12 protein-coding genes are annotated in these 16,401 nt (G+C 55.7%); 9 read left to right on the top strand and 3 right to left on the bottom strand.

What is annotated here, in order from left to right:
* The first annotated feature begins 196 nt into the window (after nt 1-196).
* Nucleotides 197-2,341, top strand: coding sequence for a TonB-dependent siderophore receptor (locus MUU53_RS21670; RefSeq protein ID WP_247262726.1), 2,145 nt, complete (start codon nt 197-199; stop codon nt 2,339-2,341).
* A gap of 54 nt (nt 2,342-2,395) precedes the next feature.
* Here MUU53_RS21670 and MUU53_RS21665 read toward each other — a convergent pair whose 3' ends face one another.
* On the bottom strand, nt 2,396-4,381 hold the full coding sequence (locus tag MUU53_RS21665) for a putative bifunctional diguanylate cyclase/phosphodiesterase (protein ID WP_247262725.1): 1,986 nt from the start codon (nt 4,379-4,381) through the stop codon (nt 2,396-2,398).
* A 268-nt stretch (nt 4,382-4,649) separates the two neighbouring features.
* Between MUU53_RS21665 and MUU53_RS21660 the strand changes: the two genes are divergently transcribed.
* Complete coding sequence (locus MUU53_RS21660; protein ID WP_377307352.1) at nt 4,650-5,405, top strand: FadR/GntR family transcriptional regulator; 756 nt, start codon at nt 4,650-4,652, stop codon at nt 5,403-5,405.
* A gap of 78 nt (nt 5,406-5,483) precedes the next feature.
* Here the strand turns inward: MUU53_RS21660 and MUU53_RS21655 are convergent, their stop codons facing one another.
* Nucleotides 5,484-6,296, bottom strand: a complete 813-nt coding sequence (locus tag MUU53_RS21655) for a discoidin domain-containing protein (protein ID WP_247262723.1) — start codon at nt 6,294-6,296, stop codon at nt 5,484-5,486.
* A 10-nt stretch (nt 6,297-6,306) separates the two neighbouring features.
* Nucleotides 6,307-8,091, bottom strand: coding sequence for a heparinase II/III domain-containing protein (locus MUU53_RS21650; protein WP_247262728.1), 1,785 nt, complete (start codon nt 8,089-8,091; stop codon nt 6,307-6,309).
* Nucleotides 8,092-8,272: 181 nt separating this feature from the next.
* Between MUU53_RS21650 and MUU53_RS21645 the strand changes: the two genes are divergently transcribed.
* From MUU53_RS21645 to MUU53_RS21615, 7 genes are all read left to right on the top strand, one after another.
* On the top strand, nt 8,273-9,205 hold the full coding sequence (locus tag MUU53_RS21645; protein ID WP_247262727.1) for a carbohydrate ABC transporter permease: 933 nt from the start codon (nt 8,273-8,275) through the stop codon (nt 9,203-9,205).
* 3 nt (nt 9,206-9,208) lie between these two features.
* On the top strand, nt 9,209-10,045 hold the full coding sequence (locus tag MUU53_RS21640) for a carbohydrate ABC transporter permease (RefSeq protein ID WP_247262722.1): 837 nt from the start codon (nt 9,209-9,211) through the stop codon (nt 10,043-10,045).
* Between the two features lie 5 nt (nt 10,046-10,050).
* Nucleotides 10,051-11,223: a glycoside hydrolase family 88 protein gene (locus MUU53_RS21635; protein WP_247262721.1), complete on the top strand. Its 1,173-nt coding sequence runs from the start codon at nt 10,051-10,053 to the stop codon at nt 11,221-11,223.
* Nucleotides 11,224-11,237: 14 nt separating this feature from the next.
* Nucleotides 11,238-12,347 (top strand): ABC transporter ATP-binding protein, encoded by a 1,110-nt coding sequence (locus tag MUU53_RS21630; RefSeq protein WP_247262720.1) that lies wholly within the window; start codon nt 11,238-11,240, stop codon nt 12,345-12,347.
* Nucleotides 12,348-12,361: 14 nt separating this feature from the next.
* Nucleotides 12,362-13,066: a DUF624 domain-containing protein gene (locus MUU53_RS21625; RefSeq protein ID WP_247262719.1), complete on the top strand. Its 705-nt coding sequence runs from the start codon at nt 12,362-12,364 to the stop codon at nt 13,064-13,066.
* A gap of 58 nt (nt 13,067-13,124) precedes the next feature.
* Nucleotides 13,125-14,402 carry an ABC transporter substrate-binding protein gene (locus tag MUU53_RS21620; RefSeq protein WP_165131736.1) on the top strand — a complete coding sequence of 426 codons (1,278 nt, stop codon included), beginning with the start codon at nt 13,125-13,127 and terminating at the stop codon, nt 14,400-14,402.
* 71 nt (nt 14,403-14,473) lie between these two features.
* On the top strand, nt 14,474-16,321 hold the full coding sequence (locus tag MUU53_RS21615; RefSeq protein ID WP_247262718.1) for a DUF2264 domain-containing protein: 1,848 nt from the start codon (nt 14,474-14,476) through the stop codon (nt 16,319-16,321).
* Nucleotides 16,322-16,401 lie beyond the last annotated feature (80 nt).

Below are 16,401 nucleotides of genomic sequence, written 5' to 3'. Positions count from 1 at the left end.
TCAAAGCCAAAGCCGCTAAAACAACCACCAAACAGCACACAACGGCACCCTCAGCGCCCGATGCAATCGCCTTGCCCACTCCAGTTCCGTTTAGAGGCGAAAGAATCTCAATTACGCCCTTGCCCATCAACGATTAGTTGATTTAAAAACTCCACTTATTGTTTGGGGCGCAGTTGCCAACTTGGGGACGAAGAACATGACCAATCTGAAAATTGGACGCAATGCGACCACGCGAAGGCTACTGGCTGCGGTGACCTTCTATGCCGCGCTTTCGACGACTGCAGCGCAAGCGGAACAAAAGAAGGCTGAAGAGGTCGGAGTCGTGTTGCCTGAGGTGCTGGTGAAGGGTTCGACATACCAGACGGAGACAACTGACAGCTATACGACAGATCTCATCAGTGTTGGCGACAAGGATACCCGCCGCCTCCGCGAAGTACCTCAATCGACGACGGTGCTGACGCTTGAACGATTAAACGACGGAAATTACACTTCTCTGGACACAGCACTGAAAGAAACACCCGGCGTCGTGGTTCTGTCGAATGACGAGGGACGTTCGAGTCTGTATTCTCGCGGCTTCGAGTTCGACAGCTTCTATCTCAACGGCCTGCCAACCTCGCTTTCCAGTATCTACGGCACACAGCCAGATATGGTTATGGTCGATCACGTCGAAATTCTTCGTGGACCATCCGGCCTGTTTGGCGGATCCGGCGAACCGAGCGGCGCAATAAACATGCGCCTGAAGCAAGCGACGGATGTGCCTCGGGTCAGCGTAGACGCGATCTATGGATCCTACGGAAACAAGCGTATCGAAGGTGACCTGACTGGACCGCTTGTCGAAAGTGGCGCCCTTCGGGGCCGGCTTGTTGGCGCTCTGTCATCCAAGAATGGTTTCGTGGACGACACGTTCAACAAGGTAGGCGTGATTTACGGTACGCTACAGGCCGATATTGCGGAAGATACGACTGCGACGCTCTCAGTCAGCCATCAGGAACGCCGCATAAAGCCGTTCAACGGGCTCCCAACTCTCAGCGACGGAACACTGCTCGCTCTGGATCGCTCTATATTCACCGGTGCGGACTGGAACTATTTCGACAACCGCGTGGCCAACTATCTGGCAGAAATAGAGCATCGGTTTGAGGATGGCGGTCACGCCAAGCTTTCCGCACTTTACTCCCGCGCAGATGTGGACTTTCTTTATGCCTACGCTGCTGGCGCTGCCAATAGTGCCGGTATGGTGACGAGCGGCACCCGCTGGCTGGCGCGCGACTATCAGGAAGACTCGTTTACCCTTGACGCGCATATCAGCCGCCCCTTCGAGCTCTTTGGCCTCGAAAACAATATCATAGCCGGTATCGATTATCGCGGTTCCGATAATTCGCTCTCCTCTGCGACAGGCGTGATCAGCGGTGCGCAAAGCCTCTACAACTGGAATACCGGCATCGCGCGCCCGCGCATCACCTTTAGCGCACCGTCGGAAACAGAGACGAGGCAGACCGGGGTCTACGGTCAGTGGCGCATCAAACCGACAGACCAACTCACGTTGATCGGGGGCGGCCGCTTTACCTGGTTCGACAGCGAAACCGGCAGCAGCAAGGTAAGCGTAAATGGAGAATTTACGCCCTACGCAGGCATCACTTACGATCTGACGAACTGGCTCACGGCGTATGGTAGCTTTACCGAGATTTTTCAGCCTCAATCCGTCACCAATGCTGCCGGCAACATTCTGGATCCTCGCACGGGCAAGCAGTATGAAGTTGGTCTGAAAGCAGAGGTTTTCGAGAATGCAAATGCCACCCTTGCCTACTTCAATTTGACGGACAAAAAAAGGGCGGTTTCTGATCCCAGTAACCTGAGCTACTATCTGGCAAACGGAGAAGCCAAGATACAGGGTCTGGAACTAGAGGTAAGCGGGACCATTCTGGATCGCTGGGAGGCAACGGCCGCCTACACGTTCACTGACACGGAGTTCAAGAACACAAACCGTGCCGCGGGCTCTGAGTTCTACACACCCGAGCACATGGTTCAGCTCTGGACCAAATACACGTTTGATGATCGCACGCCGGCGCTTGACGGCTTCTTCATCGGCGGCGGGGTGAAGATGTTCAGCTCGTTCAAGAACGTTTCGCGGACTGCGGCCGGAGGAGCGACGAGCATTGAGGCGCCCGGCTATGCTGTCTTCGATCTTCAGGCGGGCTACAAGTTCAACGAACATGTCACCGCAAGCCTGACGGTCAACAACGTGTTCGACAAGACCTACTATGAGCGCGTCGGCGGCACCTCTGTCTTTAATTTCTACGGAGAACCGCGCACGGTGGTCCTGCGGGTCGGCACCACTTTCTAAGATCTCGTTGAGCTCGGCGGGGTGCCCGTCGAGCTCAACGTGCGGGTCGCGAATTCAGGCCGTTTTCTGTTGTGCAGCGGTCTCATTCCGACCGTGCTCGTCAAGAATCAGAGTGCGGGCATCATCAGGTGTCAGCGGGCGAGAGAAATGGAAGCCCTGAACATATTGAACGCCCATTTCGCGCAAGACTTCGAGTTCTGCTTCGCTCTCGACACCTTCAACGATGGCTCCGAGACCGAGTTCGCCACAGAGCGAAAGCATTGTCCGGATGATTTTCGCGCTTGCGGGTCGCTCATGCACTTCGGAAACGAAACTACCGTCGATCTTGATCTTAGAAAGCGGCAGTTTGTGAACATGGTTCAGGCTCGAATAGCCTGTCCCAAAGTCATCAAGAGAAATTCCGGCCCCCAATCGTTTCAGTAGCGTGATCGACTGAGTTGCCTGCTCGAAATCCCGGATGACGGCAGATTCGGTAATTTCGAAGTTGATGCGCTTAGCATCGAGACTGGATTGCTCCACAATTGCGATAATCTTCAAGATGCTGTCAGGGCTGGCAAGATCCAGCGGTGAAAGATTGAAGGATAGGATTACATCCTCGGGCCACGTCTTCGCCTCTTCGAGTGCCTGCCTAAGCAAAGTGCGAGTAATGAGGCTTATCCGCCCTGTATGTTCTGCAATCGGTATGAACTCGGCTGGCGAAACCCGGCCAAGCACTGGACTTCTCCACCGCGCCAGAGCCTCAAAGCCAATACAACGGGGCGCCTGAATGTTGTAGATCGGCTGGTACTCGAGTGTCAGTTCGCGATCGAGATCGCCCGCCATCAATGCCTCTTCCACCTGCTTCTGACGATCGAGCGATTGGGCTTGCGTCGCATTGAAGATCACAACGCCTGCGCGCCGATATCGCTTGGCTGTATAGAGTGCGTAATCTGCTCGCTCATAGAGATCCTGCCCATCGCGCCCCACATCCGGATAGATCGCCACACCCATTGAACCGGTTACCTGGACTGTGTTCCCGCCGACAGGCATTCTTTCGGCAATCGAGCCACAGAGCTGTTCTCCTAGACGCGTCAATCGCGCTTCGGTGCAATCTCCTGTACAGATCATGCCAAATTCATCGCCGCCTAGGCGGTAGAATGACAAATCAGTCTGCTCAAGTTCTTTAAGCCGTCTTGCAACCTCGATGAGAACCTTATCGCCTGCGGCATGACCGTACATATCATTTATCGGTTTGAAGCCATCGAGATCAATGACGCCAACGCAGATTGATTTTGCGTCCCGTTCGGCAGTTCCGAACACCTCCGTCAGCACGTTAAAGAAATTTCTCCGGTTCGGAATTTCCGTTAAGCTATCCAGATTTGCTAGCCGGAGATTTTCGTCTGAAAGCGCCTGTAACGCTTTTTGCTGCTCAAGAAGCACCAGTCGCGACTCGTTCAGCTGTCGAAAATCTCGATAATGAGTGACGACAATTGCAATCATTGCCCCCGTCACCAGCGCTACGTTCACACCGGTTGCTATGAAAGTTGACTCGCCGGTCATGAACATGGCGACCATGAATGGAATGTTGACTGTGACGGCCACGACCAGTGCGGCAGAGCGCAGGTGCATAAGACAGAAGATGACGCCGATCACAGTGATTGCCATGAAGAAGGCGACATGCGCCTTCTGATAGGGATCTCCATAAGGAAGAAGCGAGATCGACCACCAGGTACAAAACACCGCTATCGGGGCTGCCAGAATATTTGTGGAGCGGAGCTTACGATAGGCGAACTCTGGCGAAATGACCTTATTTCGATACGAAATCCATTGAATCGCCCGATGCACGCATAATATTGCGAAGACAATCGGCAACGCTACAACGATCCAGAATGGTGCGGAACCCGCATGCGTCAGAGCGAGCGAGGTCATGTTCACGAGAAGGATGAAGTAAAGCAGAGGAACCTGCTTTGATAGCGCTTCGAACTGAGATACGTTCAATACCGGATTGTGGTTTGGAACCTTCAACTCGCTGATGATTTTCAATGTATATCGACGTAGCATTCCGGCTCTTTTCGGTAAGATCGTGTGGCGCCCTTGTCTTGCAACATTTAGCATCCCTCCGTTAAGCCGCCGATAACAACTGGCGCAAAACTATGCACGTCCTGCCGCCAAAGATTGAATTTCTTGATTGTGCTTAACAGATCCTAGTATCCATGAAGAACAACTGTTTCGTCGCTCGATTGGTCTGACCTTTGTCGATTTCGTTTGAAGTTTGAGAGAATTCATCATACGTATTTGAGCTGTGGTACAATTGGGCCACCCCAGCAAGATGGAACTCGTGGCAGTGGAACTGAAGACCAGCCGAAAGGGAAGCGGCTCCCTCGTCGCAAAGGTTGAGCAAAGCTTGCGAGATGCGATACTCGCAGGCAACTATGCTCCGGGCGATCGCTTGCCGAGCGAGATTGAATTGACAGAAACTTATGGCGTTAGCCGTACAGTTGTTCGTGAGGCCGTCACCGCCCTGCGCTGTGACGGTTGGGTTGACGTGCGCCAAGGTGCAGGTATCTTCGTGCTTGATCGTTCTGCAATACCCCAGAAGTCGGAAACTCTTGATGGTGCCCGTCTAGCCTCTGATCTCGAAGTTCTAGAAGTTCGCACACCCTTAGAAATAGAGGCGGCAGGGCTTGCGGCACTGCGCAGATCCCCTGCTCAGGAGGAACTGATTTTCGATTGTCATGCGGCGGTTTTGCGCTGCATCAACGAAAACAGATCAATTCGTGAAGCAGACTTGGCGCTTCATCTTGCCATTGCCGCAGCGACCAATAATCCCCTCTTCACACAGTTTCTGGGGCAGCAAGGTCAACATGCCATCCCGCAATCAAAGGTCGTTGCAGAACATCATAATGATGAGCAGACAGCTTACAGGCGGCTCATCCACAAGGAACATGAAGCTGTCGTTCTGGCTATATCTGATGCAGATGAAAGGGCGGCACGGCTGGCAATGCAGAACCACCTTCGAGGCAGTCAGCTGAGATACCGGGACCTGTTGCGAGCTGCACGAGGCCTCGAACGCTCCTTCCCCTGACACCCGCTGTTGTGCAATTCAAAAGGAGCCGACCGAGATCACCAAGAGACCGTCCGGTTAATGAACGCGCAACGCAGCTTACGGCGGGGATTGGATTGGAGCTAGCATAGATTCAGTTCCCCAGGCCTCGAACTGGGTCAAAGCGGGAAACGGTGACGGATCGTCGGCCTTGATGAGATCATGCAGTTTCAGCCATTCGATCCGCCGTGGCTTCATGGCAAAACGTTGAGCCGATCCCGATTTTCCAAGCTCCAACTGCTCGGTTGATCCGTCGGAGAACGTCACAGAGGCCTGCTGCCACCACGCATCATGGGGAAAATCGGCTCTGAGATAGAGCTTCAATTCATCAATACTGACTTCGCGACCGAAGTCGATCGTCAGCTCGGCTCGCGGATCCTGATTGATCCCCCAGCTGGTGAATGGCCACTTGCCATGGTCCGTATTTGCCTTCTCGCCATCAATCGCGTTTCTGGCCGCAAAGGCTGCCTCTCCTCGTGTTTCGACATTTGCTGAGGCGTGCGGGTAAAGGGCATTGTTAGTAGCCGTATCGAGCGGGTTGAAAGCAAGATTCCGTCTCGTCACGATCTCTTCATGGGAGGCCTCACGCGCGAACAGCCGATGAATTTGCCCCGCAAAAGCAACGGGGGAAATTGTTCGTCCTTGCTGACCAAGGGGGAGAGGATAGGAATAGTCTCGCTCCCGCATGAAGAGAAGCGATGGAGCGATGGCTGCGTCGAAGGCAAGGAGCAGATAACCGGGCTCTGAAACGGTCAGACGAATGCAGTCGCCGACCTCATATTCACCGCGATAGACGAGATTAAGTTCACCGTCCGATCCTGCTTCCGCTTTGGAACGGCCATTGATATCCATGATCGCGAGTGTGATGTGCATGTCGTTTTCCTCAGACGATACGGATAGTCAGTTCCGCCCCGACCACCGGCACGAGTGTTCGATACAGGCGGGCGGGCCACGCCTTTATCAGTCGCGCATCCTCGATCTCGATTTCTTCGACGGTCGGCATTTCGCCGCCCGAGATCTCCAATGTCGCAAGGCCAGGCAGGGTTACGAGGCCACGCCTCACGAGAGGCCGCTGCTCCGTCATCAACGACAGAACCTGCGTCCGATCGCATTCGTAGTAGTCAGCGAGTTCTATAAACCTGCCCTTGAACAGGCTTACACGGCGGGTGAAACGGCCTAACTGGGCCTCGGTTGGATACGCTTCGGCAAGTTCCATTGTGAGACTTGCCTGGTCAGGGCCCAACACCGCCTCAACCTGTTTTGCCGCGAAGGTCTCTCCATCCTGCTGCATCACGTCACCGAAGGTCGGCAGGTTGTGAAAGGCGGACTGCATGGTCCAGATCTCGTAACGGCGGGAGGAGAATGTCTTAGCCGTATAGATCTCGACGCCGACATCGATCAAAAGCGGCCGACCATTCTTGTAAATCGTAAAGCTGCCAACATCGTTGTGGTTATGGCTTTCGCCGTTGCTACCTGCCTTTGCAGCAAGACAATAGCTGCCATCTCGCGCAATCATCAGGCCAATGCCGGGGAAGAAGACGTCTTGGTGCACGACAGTTACCGAGGGCGTACGCAGGATCTCACTGTGAGTCTCCGCCGCCTGAAGCCGGTACCAGAGGTTCCATTCCTGGGGCATCAGGCGGTCTGGATCGCGCCGATAATCAGCGGCCGCAAAGGAACACAAAGCCCTGGAGCCAACAGCCTTGCCAAACAGATACTCGCGCGCGCCGCAGGGCGGCACCACTGCCGACGAGTCTGCAAAGTTGATGTAGTAGTTCTCCGAAACATGCATGTGGCGGATGAACTCCGCCATGTTTTGGATCTTCGGCTCTGACCACAGCGCGCCGATGAAACCATCGCCGACCTGCTGCAGGATTTGCATCGCACCGAACATGCACAAAGCAGCATGACGATAGTAGACGACACCCTCCTCACAGGCCCCGTCATCCGCATAATCCTTCACGAAGGCGTCGAGGCTGCCGAGTGCCTTCAGCGCAACCGAACGTCGAATGCGTTGGTCGGTCGGCAGCAGAAAGGCGGACAGGAGAACATTCTGCGTTATCCAGGCAGTCCAGTTGTTCATCCGCTCTTCGCCATGCCCCATCCACCAGAAGTGCTCTGACAGGTAAGGCGTGAGAATACGACGACCGACTTCCTCTTCGATCCTCAGACCGATTGCCGGGTCGACGGCGTCCAGTTGCTGTTGCAGAAGATGCCGAACGACACACAGGTTAGCAGCGGTCTCGGCTGCGAAGAGATCAATGATGGGACGGTCTGCGCGAGGCAAAGGCAGCCTTGCTCCACCGCGCACATAGGCGTTGTGTGCTGGCAATTGCCAGCCGCTCTCTTCACAGAGGAGGAAGATGCCATCGATGATCTGGTCCAGATATCGCCCGGACCCCGCCGCCCATTCTGCCAGTACAAGATCATTCAGCTTGAGGCGGCGGCCAAAATAGCGATCTTCAAAGCGCGCACGGTTGCCGCTCGAGACATAGTCTCGGTAGTGGCTGGCCAGCAGTTCCGGCCAAGGCTTCGTCAATGCGGCGTCTCCCGCTACTTCCAAAACCTTACGGACCTCTGGATCAATCTCTTCGATCCCGCTCAGTGACAGATGCGGGGAAAAGTCTGCCAGATACTCCGGCAGCCGACTGCCAAATGCACTGAACATGCTCACGCGCGCTTGATCTCCTTGCTACTGATCACGTCCCTATCATACCTATTTCCGCTCATCTAGCAAATTTGTCTGATGTTATGTAAAGTTGTTTGACCAATGCAACGAGTATGCTATGCAGAGGCCGGGAAGTTGATGGAAGTTGGGAGGAGTGCTGGTGGCAAGTTTGGATCCAGCAATGTCTGGCGATGCGGCAAAGCCCGTCAGGGTCCGCAGAAAGGTCCGCGTCGTGTCTCGGCGTCGCCGTCGCGTTGAGAATGCTCTCGTCGCCTATTCCTTCATTGCACCAAACTTTCTGGGTTTTGCGGTCTTTACACTTGGCCCCATCCTTTTCGCATTTGCGCTGGCGTTCATGCACTGGGACGGCTCAAACCCGATCAAGTTCGCCGGCCTGGATAATTTCTGGCGACTGTTCGAAGACCGTGCGTTCATCGCAGCTTTCTGGAACACGGTCGTTTACACCGTCGTTTCCGTCCCGCTCACCCTCGCCTGCGCACTGGGTCTCGCAATGTTGCTGAACCAGAAGATCGTCGGCCGGGATTTCTTTCGAACTGCGATGTTCTTTCCCTATGTCGCATCCTTGGTCGCCGTTGCAGTCGTCTGGAACATGATCTTCAATCCGGAAATGGGTCCGGTGAACATGCTTCTCTATAGCTTGGGGCTGGATCCGAAGGACATGCCGGGCTGGGCCGCTGACCGCCACTGGGCCATGGTCACGGTCATCCTTTTCGGCGTCTGGAAGAGCATGGGCTATTACATGGTCATCTACCTGGCCGGGCTTCAGGGCATCAATTCCGAGCTTTACGAGGCAGCGGGGCTGGACGGCGCGAATGCCTGGCAGAAGTTCCGGCACGTCACATTGCCGCAACTGGCGCCGACCACCTTCTTCGTCACGGTGATGCTCACCATTCAGTCCTTCAAGGTGTTCGATCAGGTTTACATGATCACGCAGGGCGGCCCCGGTACATCAACCCTCGTTCTCGTCTATCACATCTACAACGAAGCCTTCATTTCCTGGGATCTCGGCTATTCCAGCATGATTGCGCTCGTCCTGTTCTTCTTGGTGCTGGCGGTAACCGTCATCCAGTTTCGCCGCCAGAAGGAGGATTGAGCCATGCGCAAGACAAAACGCCGGATCGATTTCTCGCGTATCGCCGTCTACGTCACGATCATCGCCATCACGGTCATCATGCTGCTGCCCTTTGCATGGATGCTGTCCGCGTCCCTGAAGCTCAGCCGTGACGTCTTCGTGTTTCCGATCGAGTGGATCCCCTCGCAACCGCGCTGGGAGAACTACACGGAAATCTGGACGAAGATCCCGCTTGCGCTCTTCATTTATAACACATCGAAGCTGACGATCATCGTCACGTTGCTGCAATTGCTGACATCCAGTTTTGCCGCCTATGCCTTTGCGAAACTGCGCTTTCCCTACAAGAATACGCTGTTTCTCGGCTACATTGCGACGATTGCGATGCCATGGCAGGTCTATATGGTGCCGCAGTTCCTGCTGATGCGCGAGTTTGGTCTGAACAACACGCATCTGGCGCTCATCTGCCTGCAGGCCTTCACCGCCTTCGGCGTATTCCTGATGCGACAGTTCTATATGTCTATCCCGGATGAACTCTGCGAAGCGGCTCGTATCGACGGCATGAACGAATACCAGATCTGGGCAAAGATCATGCTGCCGCTTTCCAAGCCCGCGCTTTCCACCCTGACGATCTTTACGTTCGTCACGACGTGGAACGACTTCCTCGGACCGATGATCTACCTCACCAAGACTGAACTGAAGACAATCCAGATCGGTCTGCGCATGTTCATTTCGCAGTATTCTGCCGAGTACGGATTGATCATGGCCGCATCAGTTGTGGCCCTCATTCCGGTGCTCATTGTCTTCCTGTCGCTGCAGCGCTTCTTCGTCGAAGGCGTGGCTTCGTCAGGTCTGAAAGGGTAATGTCCATGAACGCTCTCGCAACCGGCTCGCCTGCCCCGATCAAAGACGAGGAAGTCAAGGCGGCACTCGATATTGCCGTCGCGCAGGTTCGCCGCAATCTGCCGCAGTTTACCTATCAGGCGCAGAACCACTCCAGTGTTGGCAACATCTATCCGGCTGTTGCAAACGACCAGTGGACCGCTGGTTTCTGGCCGGGCGAAATCTGGCTAGCCTTTGAACATACAGGCGACAAGCTGTTCCAACATGCGGCGCAGATCCAGGTGCAGAGCTTCCTGCACCGCATCGAGAACCGGATCGAAACCGACCATCACGACATGGGGTTTCTGTATTCACCATCCTGCATTGCCGCTTGGAAACTGGTAGGAGACGAGGACGGGCGCAGAGCCGCACTGATGGCCGCAGACCAATTGCTGGAGCGCTATCAACCGGTCGGCCAGTTCATCCAGGCCTGGGGCAGAAAAGGCAATCCAAACGAATATCGCTACATTATCGATTGCCTGTTGAACCTGCCGCTTCTCTATTGGGCAAGTCAGCAGACGGGCGATCCGAAATATCGCGACATTGCGCTGCGGCATGCGAGAACGACACTTGCGAATTCGGTCAGAGCGGACGATTCCACCTATCACACCTTCTACATGGATCCAGAATCGGGAAAGCCCGTGCGCGGTGCCACCAAGCAAGGCTATAGCGACAATAGTTTCTGGGCGCGCGGGCAAGCCTGGGGCATTGCCGGAATGGCCCTCTCCTGCCGCTATGAGCCCATTGCGGAATACAGGGAAGCGTTCGAACGTCTGCTGACATTCTATCTGAAGCGTCTGCCGGTCGATATGGTGCCCTATTGGGATCTGATCTTCACGGATGGAGATCAGGAACCACGCGATAGCTCATCGGCATCCATTGTTGCCTGCGGGCTTCTGGAAATGGCTGAACTTGTCGATGCAGACGATGCTGCTCGCTACCGCGATCTCGCACGGCGGATGATGAAGAGCCTGGTTGATCACTACGCGGTCAAGGATCCGTCTCAGTCCAATGGGCTCGTCCTCCACGGCACTTATTCAAAAAAGACCCCGCACAATACCTGCCGTGGCGAAGGCGTCGATGAGTGCGTGTCCTGGGGCGATTATTATTTCATGGAAGCGTTGACGCGTCTTTCGCGCAACTGGTCTTCCTACTGGTGAGGGCCGACGGGCAGATGGCAAGCATTTCTTTGAAGAAACTGAACAAGACCTTTGGCGCGCTGACAGTCGTACATGACATCGATCTGGAGATCGCCGACAAGGAGTTCATCATTCTGGTCGGCCCTTCGGGATGCGGCAAGTCGACCACTCTGCGCATGATCGCAGGGCTGGAGGAAATCTCGGGTGGCGAACTCATCATCGGCGATGACCTGATGAATGATGTGCCCTCCAAGGATCGCGACATTGCGATGGTCTTTCAGAACTATGCGCTCTATCCGCATATGACTGTCTACAAGAACATGGCATTTGGGCTCGAACTCAGGAAGGCTCCCAAGGACGAGATCGACCGCAAGGTGCAGGAGGCGGCCAAGATCCTGGATATCACCCATCTTCTGAACCGGAAGCCGAAGGCCCTGTCGGGCGGCCAGCGCCAGCGTGTGGCATTGGGCCGTGCCATGGTGCGCAATCCGGAGGTCTTCCTGCTGGATGAGCCGCTCTCCAACCTCGATGCGAAGCTTCGCGGCACGATGCGCGCCGAAATCAGCAAGCTGCATAAGCGACTGAATGCCACGTTCATTTACGTCACTCACGATCAGGTCGAGGCCATGACCATGGCCGACCGCATCGTGGTGATGAAGGATGGTCATATCCAGCAGATGGATACGCCGCAAAACCTCTATGACCGGCCAATCAACATGTTCGTGGCAGGCTTCATCGGCGCACCGCAGATGAACATGCTGCCAAGTACCATCCGAAAGGATGGAGAGCGGCTGGTCGCGGTTTTCGACGATCATGTCCTGCCACTTCCAGTAAGCTTCGATCGGGCGCGGATCGAACCCTACGTTGGCAAAGAGATCATTCTGGGAATTCGACCGGAAAACTTCCACGAACTTGCGCCGGGCGATATCGATCCGGCCAATACTGCCCCCTTCTCGGCAACCGTCGAACTGGCGGAACCCATGGGCTCGGAGGTGCATCTCAATCTCATCGCCGGCGGGCAGAACATGATCGCGCGCGTGTCGCCGCGTTTTAGAGCGCGATTGGGCGAAGAAGTCCGGCTGACCGCCGATATGACCAATGCGCAGCTTTTCGACCCGCAGACTCAGGTTTCGATCCTGTACTAGGAGCAGATAACACCATGGCCGTTCAATGGCTGCAAAACTACTGGACGAAGGAAGGTGCGGGCATCCCGAAAGATGCGCCGAAACGCACCGGCCTCGCCCTGTTTGCAGAAATTCTCGGCCGCGAGTGGTGGGAGATGGTGAAGCTCAACATCCTGTTCCTGCTGACATCCCTTCTAGTGGTCACGATCCCGGCGGCAATCTTTGCGATGGCGAGTGTTTCCCGTGCCTTCGTCGAAGACCGGAACGTTTATCTTTTGCGGGACTATCTGGATGCGCTGAGAGCTTATTGGTTGAAAGCGTCAGTCTGGGCTATCGTCACAAGCGCAGTGATAGGCCTTTGTGCTTATGCGGCCCGGACTTACGCATCCTATGCGGCAACGGATCTCGCCTATGCGGCGCCTTTGACGGTTAGCCTGTTCGTTACACTGTTCGTGGCGATGGTGGCCTGTCAGTTCATCGTGATTTCCGTCATCGAGCGCTGCTCTGTCTTGTCTACGATCCGTCTCTCGGCGCTTGCCATTCTGCTCAAGCCGCTGCCGCTTGTCGGCGCGCTTCTGTTCGTCGGCGCACTTTGGCTCGCCCACATCCTGCTTTACCCGGTCTCGGTCTTCATGCCTGCGGCCTTAAATTTTTCGCTCGGAATGTTCGCCATCGTCTTTGGCGCACATGGAGCCGCAATCCACGTGCTTGCCCTGTCGAAGGACAGGACCGGTTCATGAAATACAGGTGTTGCAGAAGCAACGCCTGAACCAGACACGATCAGGGAAGGAGATCAGAATGGTTCTGGAACAGTTGGGGAGAACATTGAAGCTTGCGGCCACCGGCCTGGGGCTTGCAACGCTTTTGGCAGGCACGGCGCTTGCGCAATCCGCACCAGTGACGTTGAAATGGGCGCTGTGGGACTGGGACAAGGTGGCCTATTACAAACCATTGATCGAGGCGTTCCAGCAGAAGAACCCGAACATCAAGGTAGAGCCGGTCGATCTCGGCTCCCAAGACTATCCGCAGATGGTGTCGACACAGTTGACCGGGGGTTCCAAGGACCTCGACATCGTGACCATCAAGGATGTGCCCGGCTACGCCAACCTCGTTCGGGCCAATACTATCACGGATCTCAGCGCCTTCATCAAGGATGAGAAGATTGATCCCGCACCGTTCGGTGGCTTGCTGCAGGAATTGACGGTCGACGGGAAGATCTATTCCATCCCGTTCCGCTCGGATTTCTGGATCGTCTACTACAACAAGGATATTTTCGATAAAGCAGGCGTTCCCTATCCGACCAATGACTGGACCTGGAAGCAGTTTGACGAGACAGCTGTGAAGCTTACCGGCGGCATGGGCGTCAACAAGACCTATGGCGCGCTTCTGCACACTTGGCGTTCGACGGTACAGCTTCCGGGCATTCAGGATGGAAAGCACACCGTAACCGGCGGTGAATACGAGTTCCTGAAGCCTTGGTACGAGCGCGCGCTGGCACTTCAGAAGGCTGGAGCCGTACCGTCCTATGCGCAGTTGAAAACCTCCAACACGCATTATTCGGCTCTGTTCTTCAACGGCACAGTCGGCATGCTGCCCATGGGCACCTGGTTCATCGGCACCCAGATTGCCAAGGTGAAGTCCGGTGAGTCCAAGGCCAAGAACTGGGGTATCGTCAAGTTCCCGCATCCGGAAGGCGTTGCAGCCGGCACCACGGCTGCTCAGATCTCGGGCCTCTCCGTCAACAAGAACTCGGATCACCAGAAGGAGGCTCTGGCCTTCATCAAGTTCGTCACCGGAGCGGAAGGCTCTGCGATCGTGGCATCGACCGGCACTCTGCCTGCCATGCGCACCGGCGACGTAGCTGCCAAGATCACGTCGCTTCCCGGCTTCCCGCAGGACCAGAACAGCAAGGATGCGCTGCAGTCCGGCAAGTCCTACCTCGAAATGGCCGTCAACCCGAATGCCGCCAAAATCGAAGTCGTTCTGAACCGCGCCCATGATGCAATCATGACCGACAACATGTCGATTGCCGACGGCATCAAGGAAATGAACGAAGGCGTAAAGGCCATCAAGTAAGGCCCGATCAAACCCAGCCGCGGAGCAGTTCTCCGCGGCTGGTGAAACAATCGCAGACTGGAATTCTCACCGTGCCTCATCCCCTGCTTCGCGCCAATCCGCTCCATGGCAATCCCCTTCAAACCCGCCAGCATGTCGCGAAGGCGCTGATCGACCTTTTCGAGCCGCTCTTGCCCTACTTCTCGGAAGGCGGCGCGCGCGTCACCTTAAGTGCAGCAGGCGCCATCTTCGATCACCCGGCGGCAGATCTGGAAGGCTTTGCGCGCCCGCTTTGGGGCATCGTGCCCTTTGCGGCAGGTGGAGGGGAATTTGCGTACTGGGATCTCTATCGACGCGGCCTCGTCAACGGCATGGACCCAGATCACCCCGAATATTGGGGCGACGTATCCGACCGGAACCAGCGGCTTGTTGAACTCGCCGCAATCGGGTTCGGGCTGGCGCTCGTGCCGCACCATCTCTGGAACCCTCTGGACAAGCGTGGCAAGGACATCGTGTCCAGTTACCTCCTTAAAGCGCGGGAACGAGACTATGTCGACAACAACTGGAAATTCTTCCGTGTGCTCGTCGATCTTGGCCTGGAGAAAATTGGCATCGATTTCGACAAAACGAAAACCGAAGCCTATCTGGAAGAGTTGGAAGCCTTCGACATCGGGGATGGCTGGTATCGGGATGGGCCTGTCCGCCGTGTCGACCACTACATTCCCTTTGCCATGCATTATTATGGGCTGATCTACGCCGTTCTTGCCAACGGAGATGATCAGCGAAATGCGAGGATCATCGCCCGCGCAGAGCGCTTCACACAGGATATTCGACACTGGTTCGGACCGGATGGTTCCGCGCTCGCATTCGGTCGCAGCCAGACCTATCGTTTCGCGCAAGGCGGCTTCTGGGGCGCGCTTGCCTTTGCCAATATCGAAGCCCTGCCCTGGGGCCAGATCAAAGGCTATTACCTCCGCCACCTTCGCTGGTGGTCGGAACTTCCGATCGCAGATCGCGATGGCATTCTGTCCGTCGGCTACGGCTATCCCAATCTTCTGATGAGCGAGAGCTACAACTCCGCCTGCTCGCCCTACTGGGCACTCAAGTTCTTCCTGCCTCTGGCTCTGCCGGCTAGTCATCCCTTCTGGGCCGCGACCGAAGAGGAAGCCCCAGCTTGCGACGATGTCGTAGCTCTGGAAAAGCCTGGCATGGTGGCCATGCATCAACCGGACAATACCGTGGTTCTGGCAACCGGCCAGGAGCATGACAAGATGCGCGGCTCGAACGAGAAATATTCGAAATTCGCCTATTCCACCCGCTACGGTTTCAACATCGAAGCCAACGACAGGCACTTCGATGCGGCGAGCTTCGACAACATGCTTGGCCTATCCGACGACGGCGTGCATTTGCGCATGCGGGAAACTCTTGAAGACGCGCTGATCGCTGATGATGTTCTCTATTCGCGCTGGAATCCATGGAGCGATGTCGAGGTCGAGACCTGGCTCATTCCGCGCAACCCGTGGCATCTGCGCGTGCACCGCCTGACCACGCCACGCAATCTCTTTACGGCGGAGGGTGGCTTCCCGATTAAGCGTGCCGATTTCAATCGCGATACGATGACCGAGACGGAAACCTCAGCCATCTGGTATGGCCAGACCGATACAAGCCTGATCGTCGATTGCGGTTCGTCCATCAAGCGGGCGGGCAAGGCACAACTGGCCATTGCCAATACCAATCTGATCTGGGCGCGCACACTGGTGCCGCAACTACGTGCAAGTGTCCCGGCGGGCACCTCCATTCTTGCCTCGGCAATCGTAGCTTTGCCCAATCACGCCTGGAAGGCAGACTATCTGACCAATCCGCCACCAATGCCGAGCATTGAGCAGTTGGAACAACTGGTTAGAAACAAAGGCCGGAAGATCGCGGCCTTCGATCTCTGATCAGCTAGAGTCTGTCAGCGCTACTCGGAATCGCGGCGGGGTTCCATTGATTTGGTTTTTGTGATTCAAGATCATTGCTG

This window comes from Affinirhizobium lemnae, assembly GCF_022968395.1.
In the GTDB taxonomy this organism is placed as follows: domain Bacteria; phylum Pseudomonadota; class Alphaproteobacteria; order Rhizobiales; family Rhizobiaceae; genus Neorhizobium; species Neorhizobium lemnae.
The sequence above is the reverse complement of the archived record's forward strand: the minus strand, read 5'-3'. Positions and strand labels throughout refer to the sequence as shown.

What these genes read in the sequence shown, in the direction of transcription:
- MUU53_RS21670 (WP_247262726.1), top strand. Translation starts at nt 197, where the DNA reads ATGACCAATCTGAAAATTGGACGCAATGCGACCACGCGAAGGCTACTG.
- MUU53_RS21635 (WP_247262721.1), top strand. Translation starts at nt 10,051, where the DNA reads ATGAACGCTCTCGCAACCGGCTCGCCTGCCCCGATCAAAGACGAGGAA.
- MUU53_RS21655 (WP_247262723.1), bottom strand. Translation starts at nt 6,296, where the DNA reads ATGCACATCACACTCGCGATCATGGATATCAATGGCCGTTCCAAAGCG.
- MUU53_RS21660 (WP_377307352.1), top strand. Translation starts at nt 4,650, where the DNA reads ATGGAACTCGTGGCAGTGGAACTGAAGACCAGCCGAAAGGGAAGCGGC.
- MUU53_RS21650 (WP_247262728.1), bottom strand. Translation starts at nt 8,091, where the DNA reads ATGTTCAGTGCATTTGGCAGTCGGCTGCCGGAGTATCTGGCAGACTTT.
- MUU53_RS21640 (WP_247262722.1), top strand. Translation starts at nt 9,209, where the DNA reads ATGCGCAAGACAAAACGCCGGATCGATTTCTCGCGTATCGCCGTCTAC.
- MUU53_RS21620 (WP_165131736.1), top strand. Translation starts at nt 13,125, where the DNA reads ATGGTTCTGGAACAGTTGGGGAGAACATTGAAGCTTGCGGCCACCGGC.
- MUU53_RS21630 (WP_247262720.1), top strand. Translation starts at nt 11,238, where the DNA reads ATGGCAAGCATTTCTTTGAAGAAACTGAACAAGACCTTTGGCGCGCTG.
- MUU53_RS21625 (WP_247262719.1), top strand. Translation starts at nt 12,362, where the DNA reads ATGGCCGTTCAATGGCTGCAAAACTACTGGACGAAGGAAGGTGCGGGC.
- MUU53_RS21665 (WP_247262725.1), bottom strand. Translation starts at nt 4,381, where the DNA reads ATGCTACGTCGATATACATTGAAAATCATCAGCGAGTTGAAGGTTCCA.
- MUU53_RS21645 (WP_247262727.1), top strand. Translation starts at nt 8,273, where the DNA reads ATGTCTGGCGATGCGGCAAAGCCCGTCAGGGTCCGCAGAAAGGTCCGC.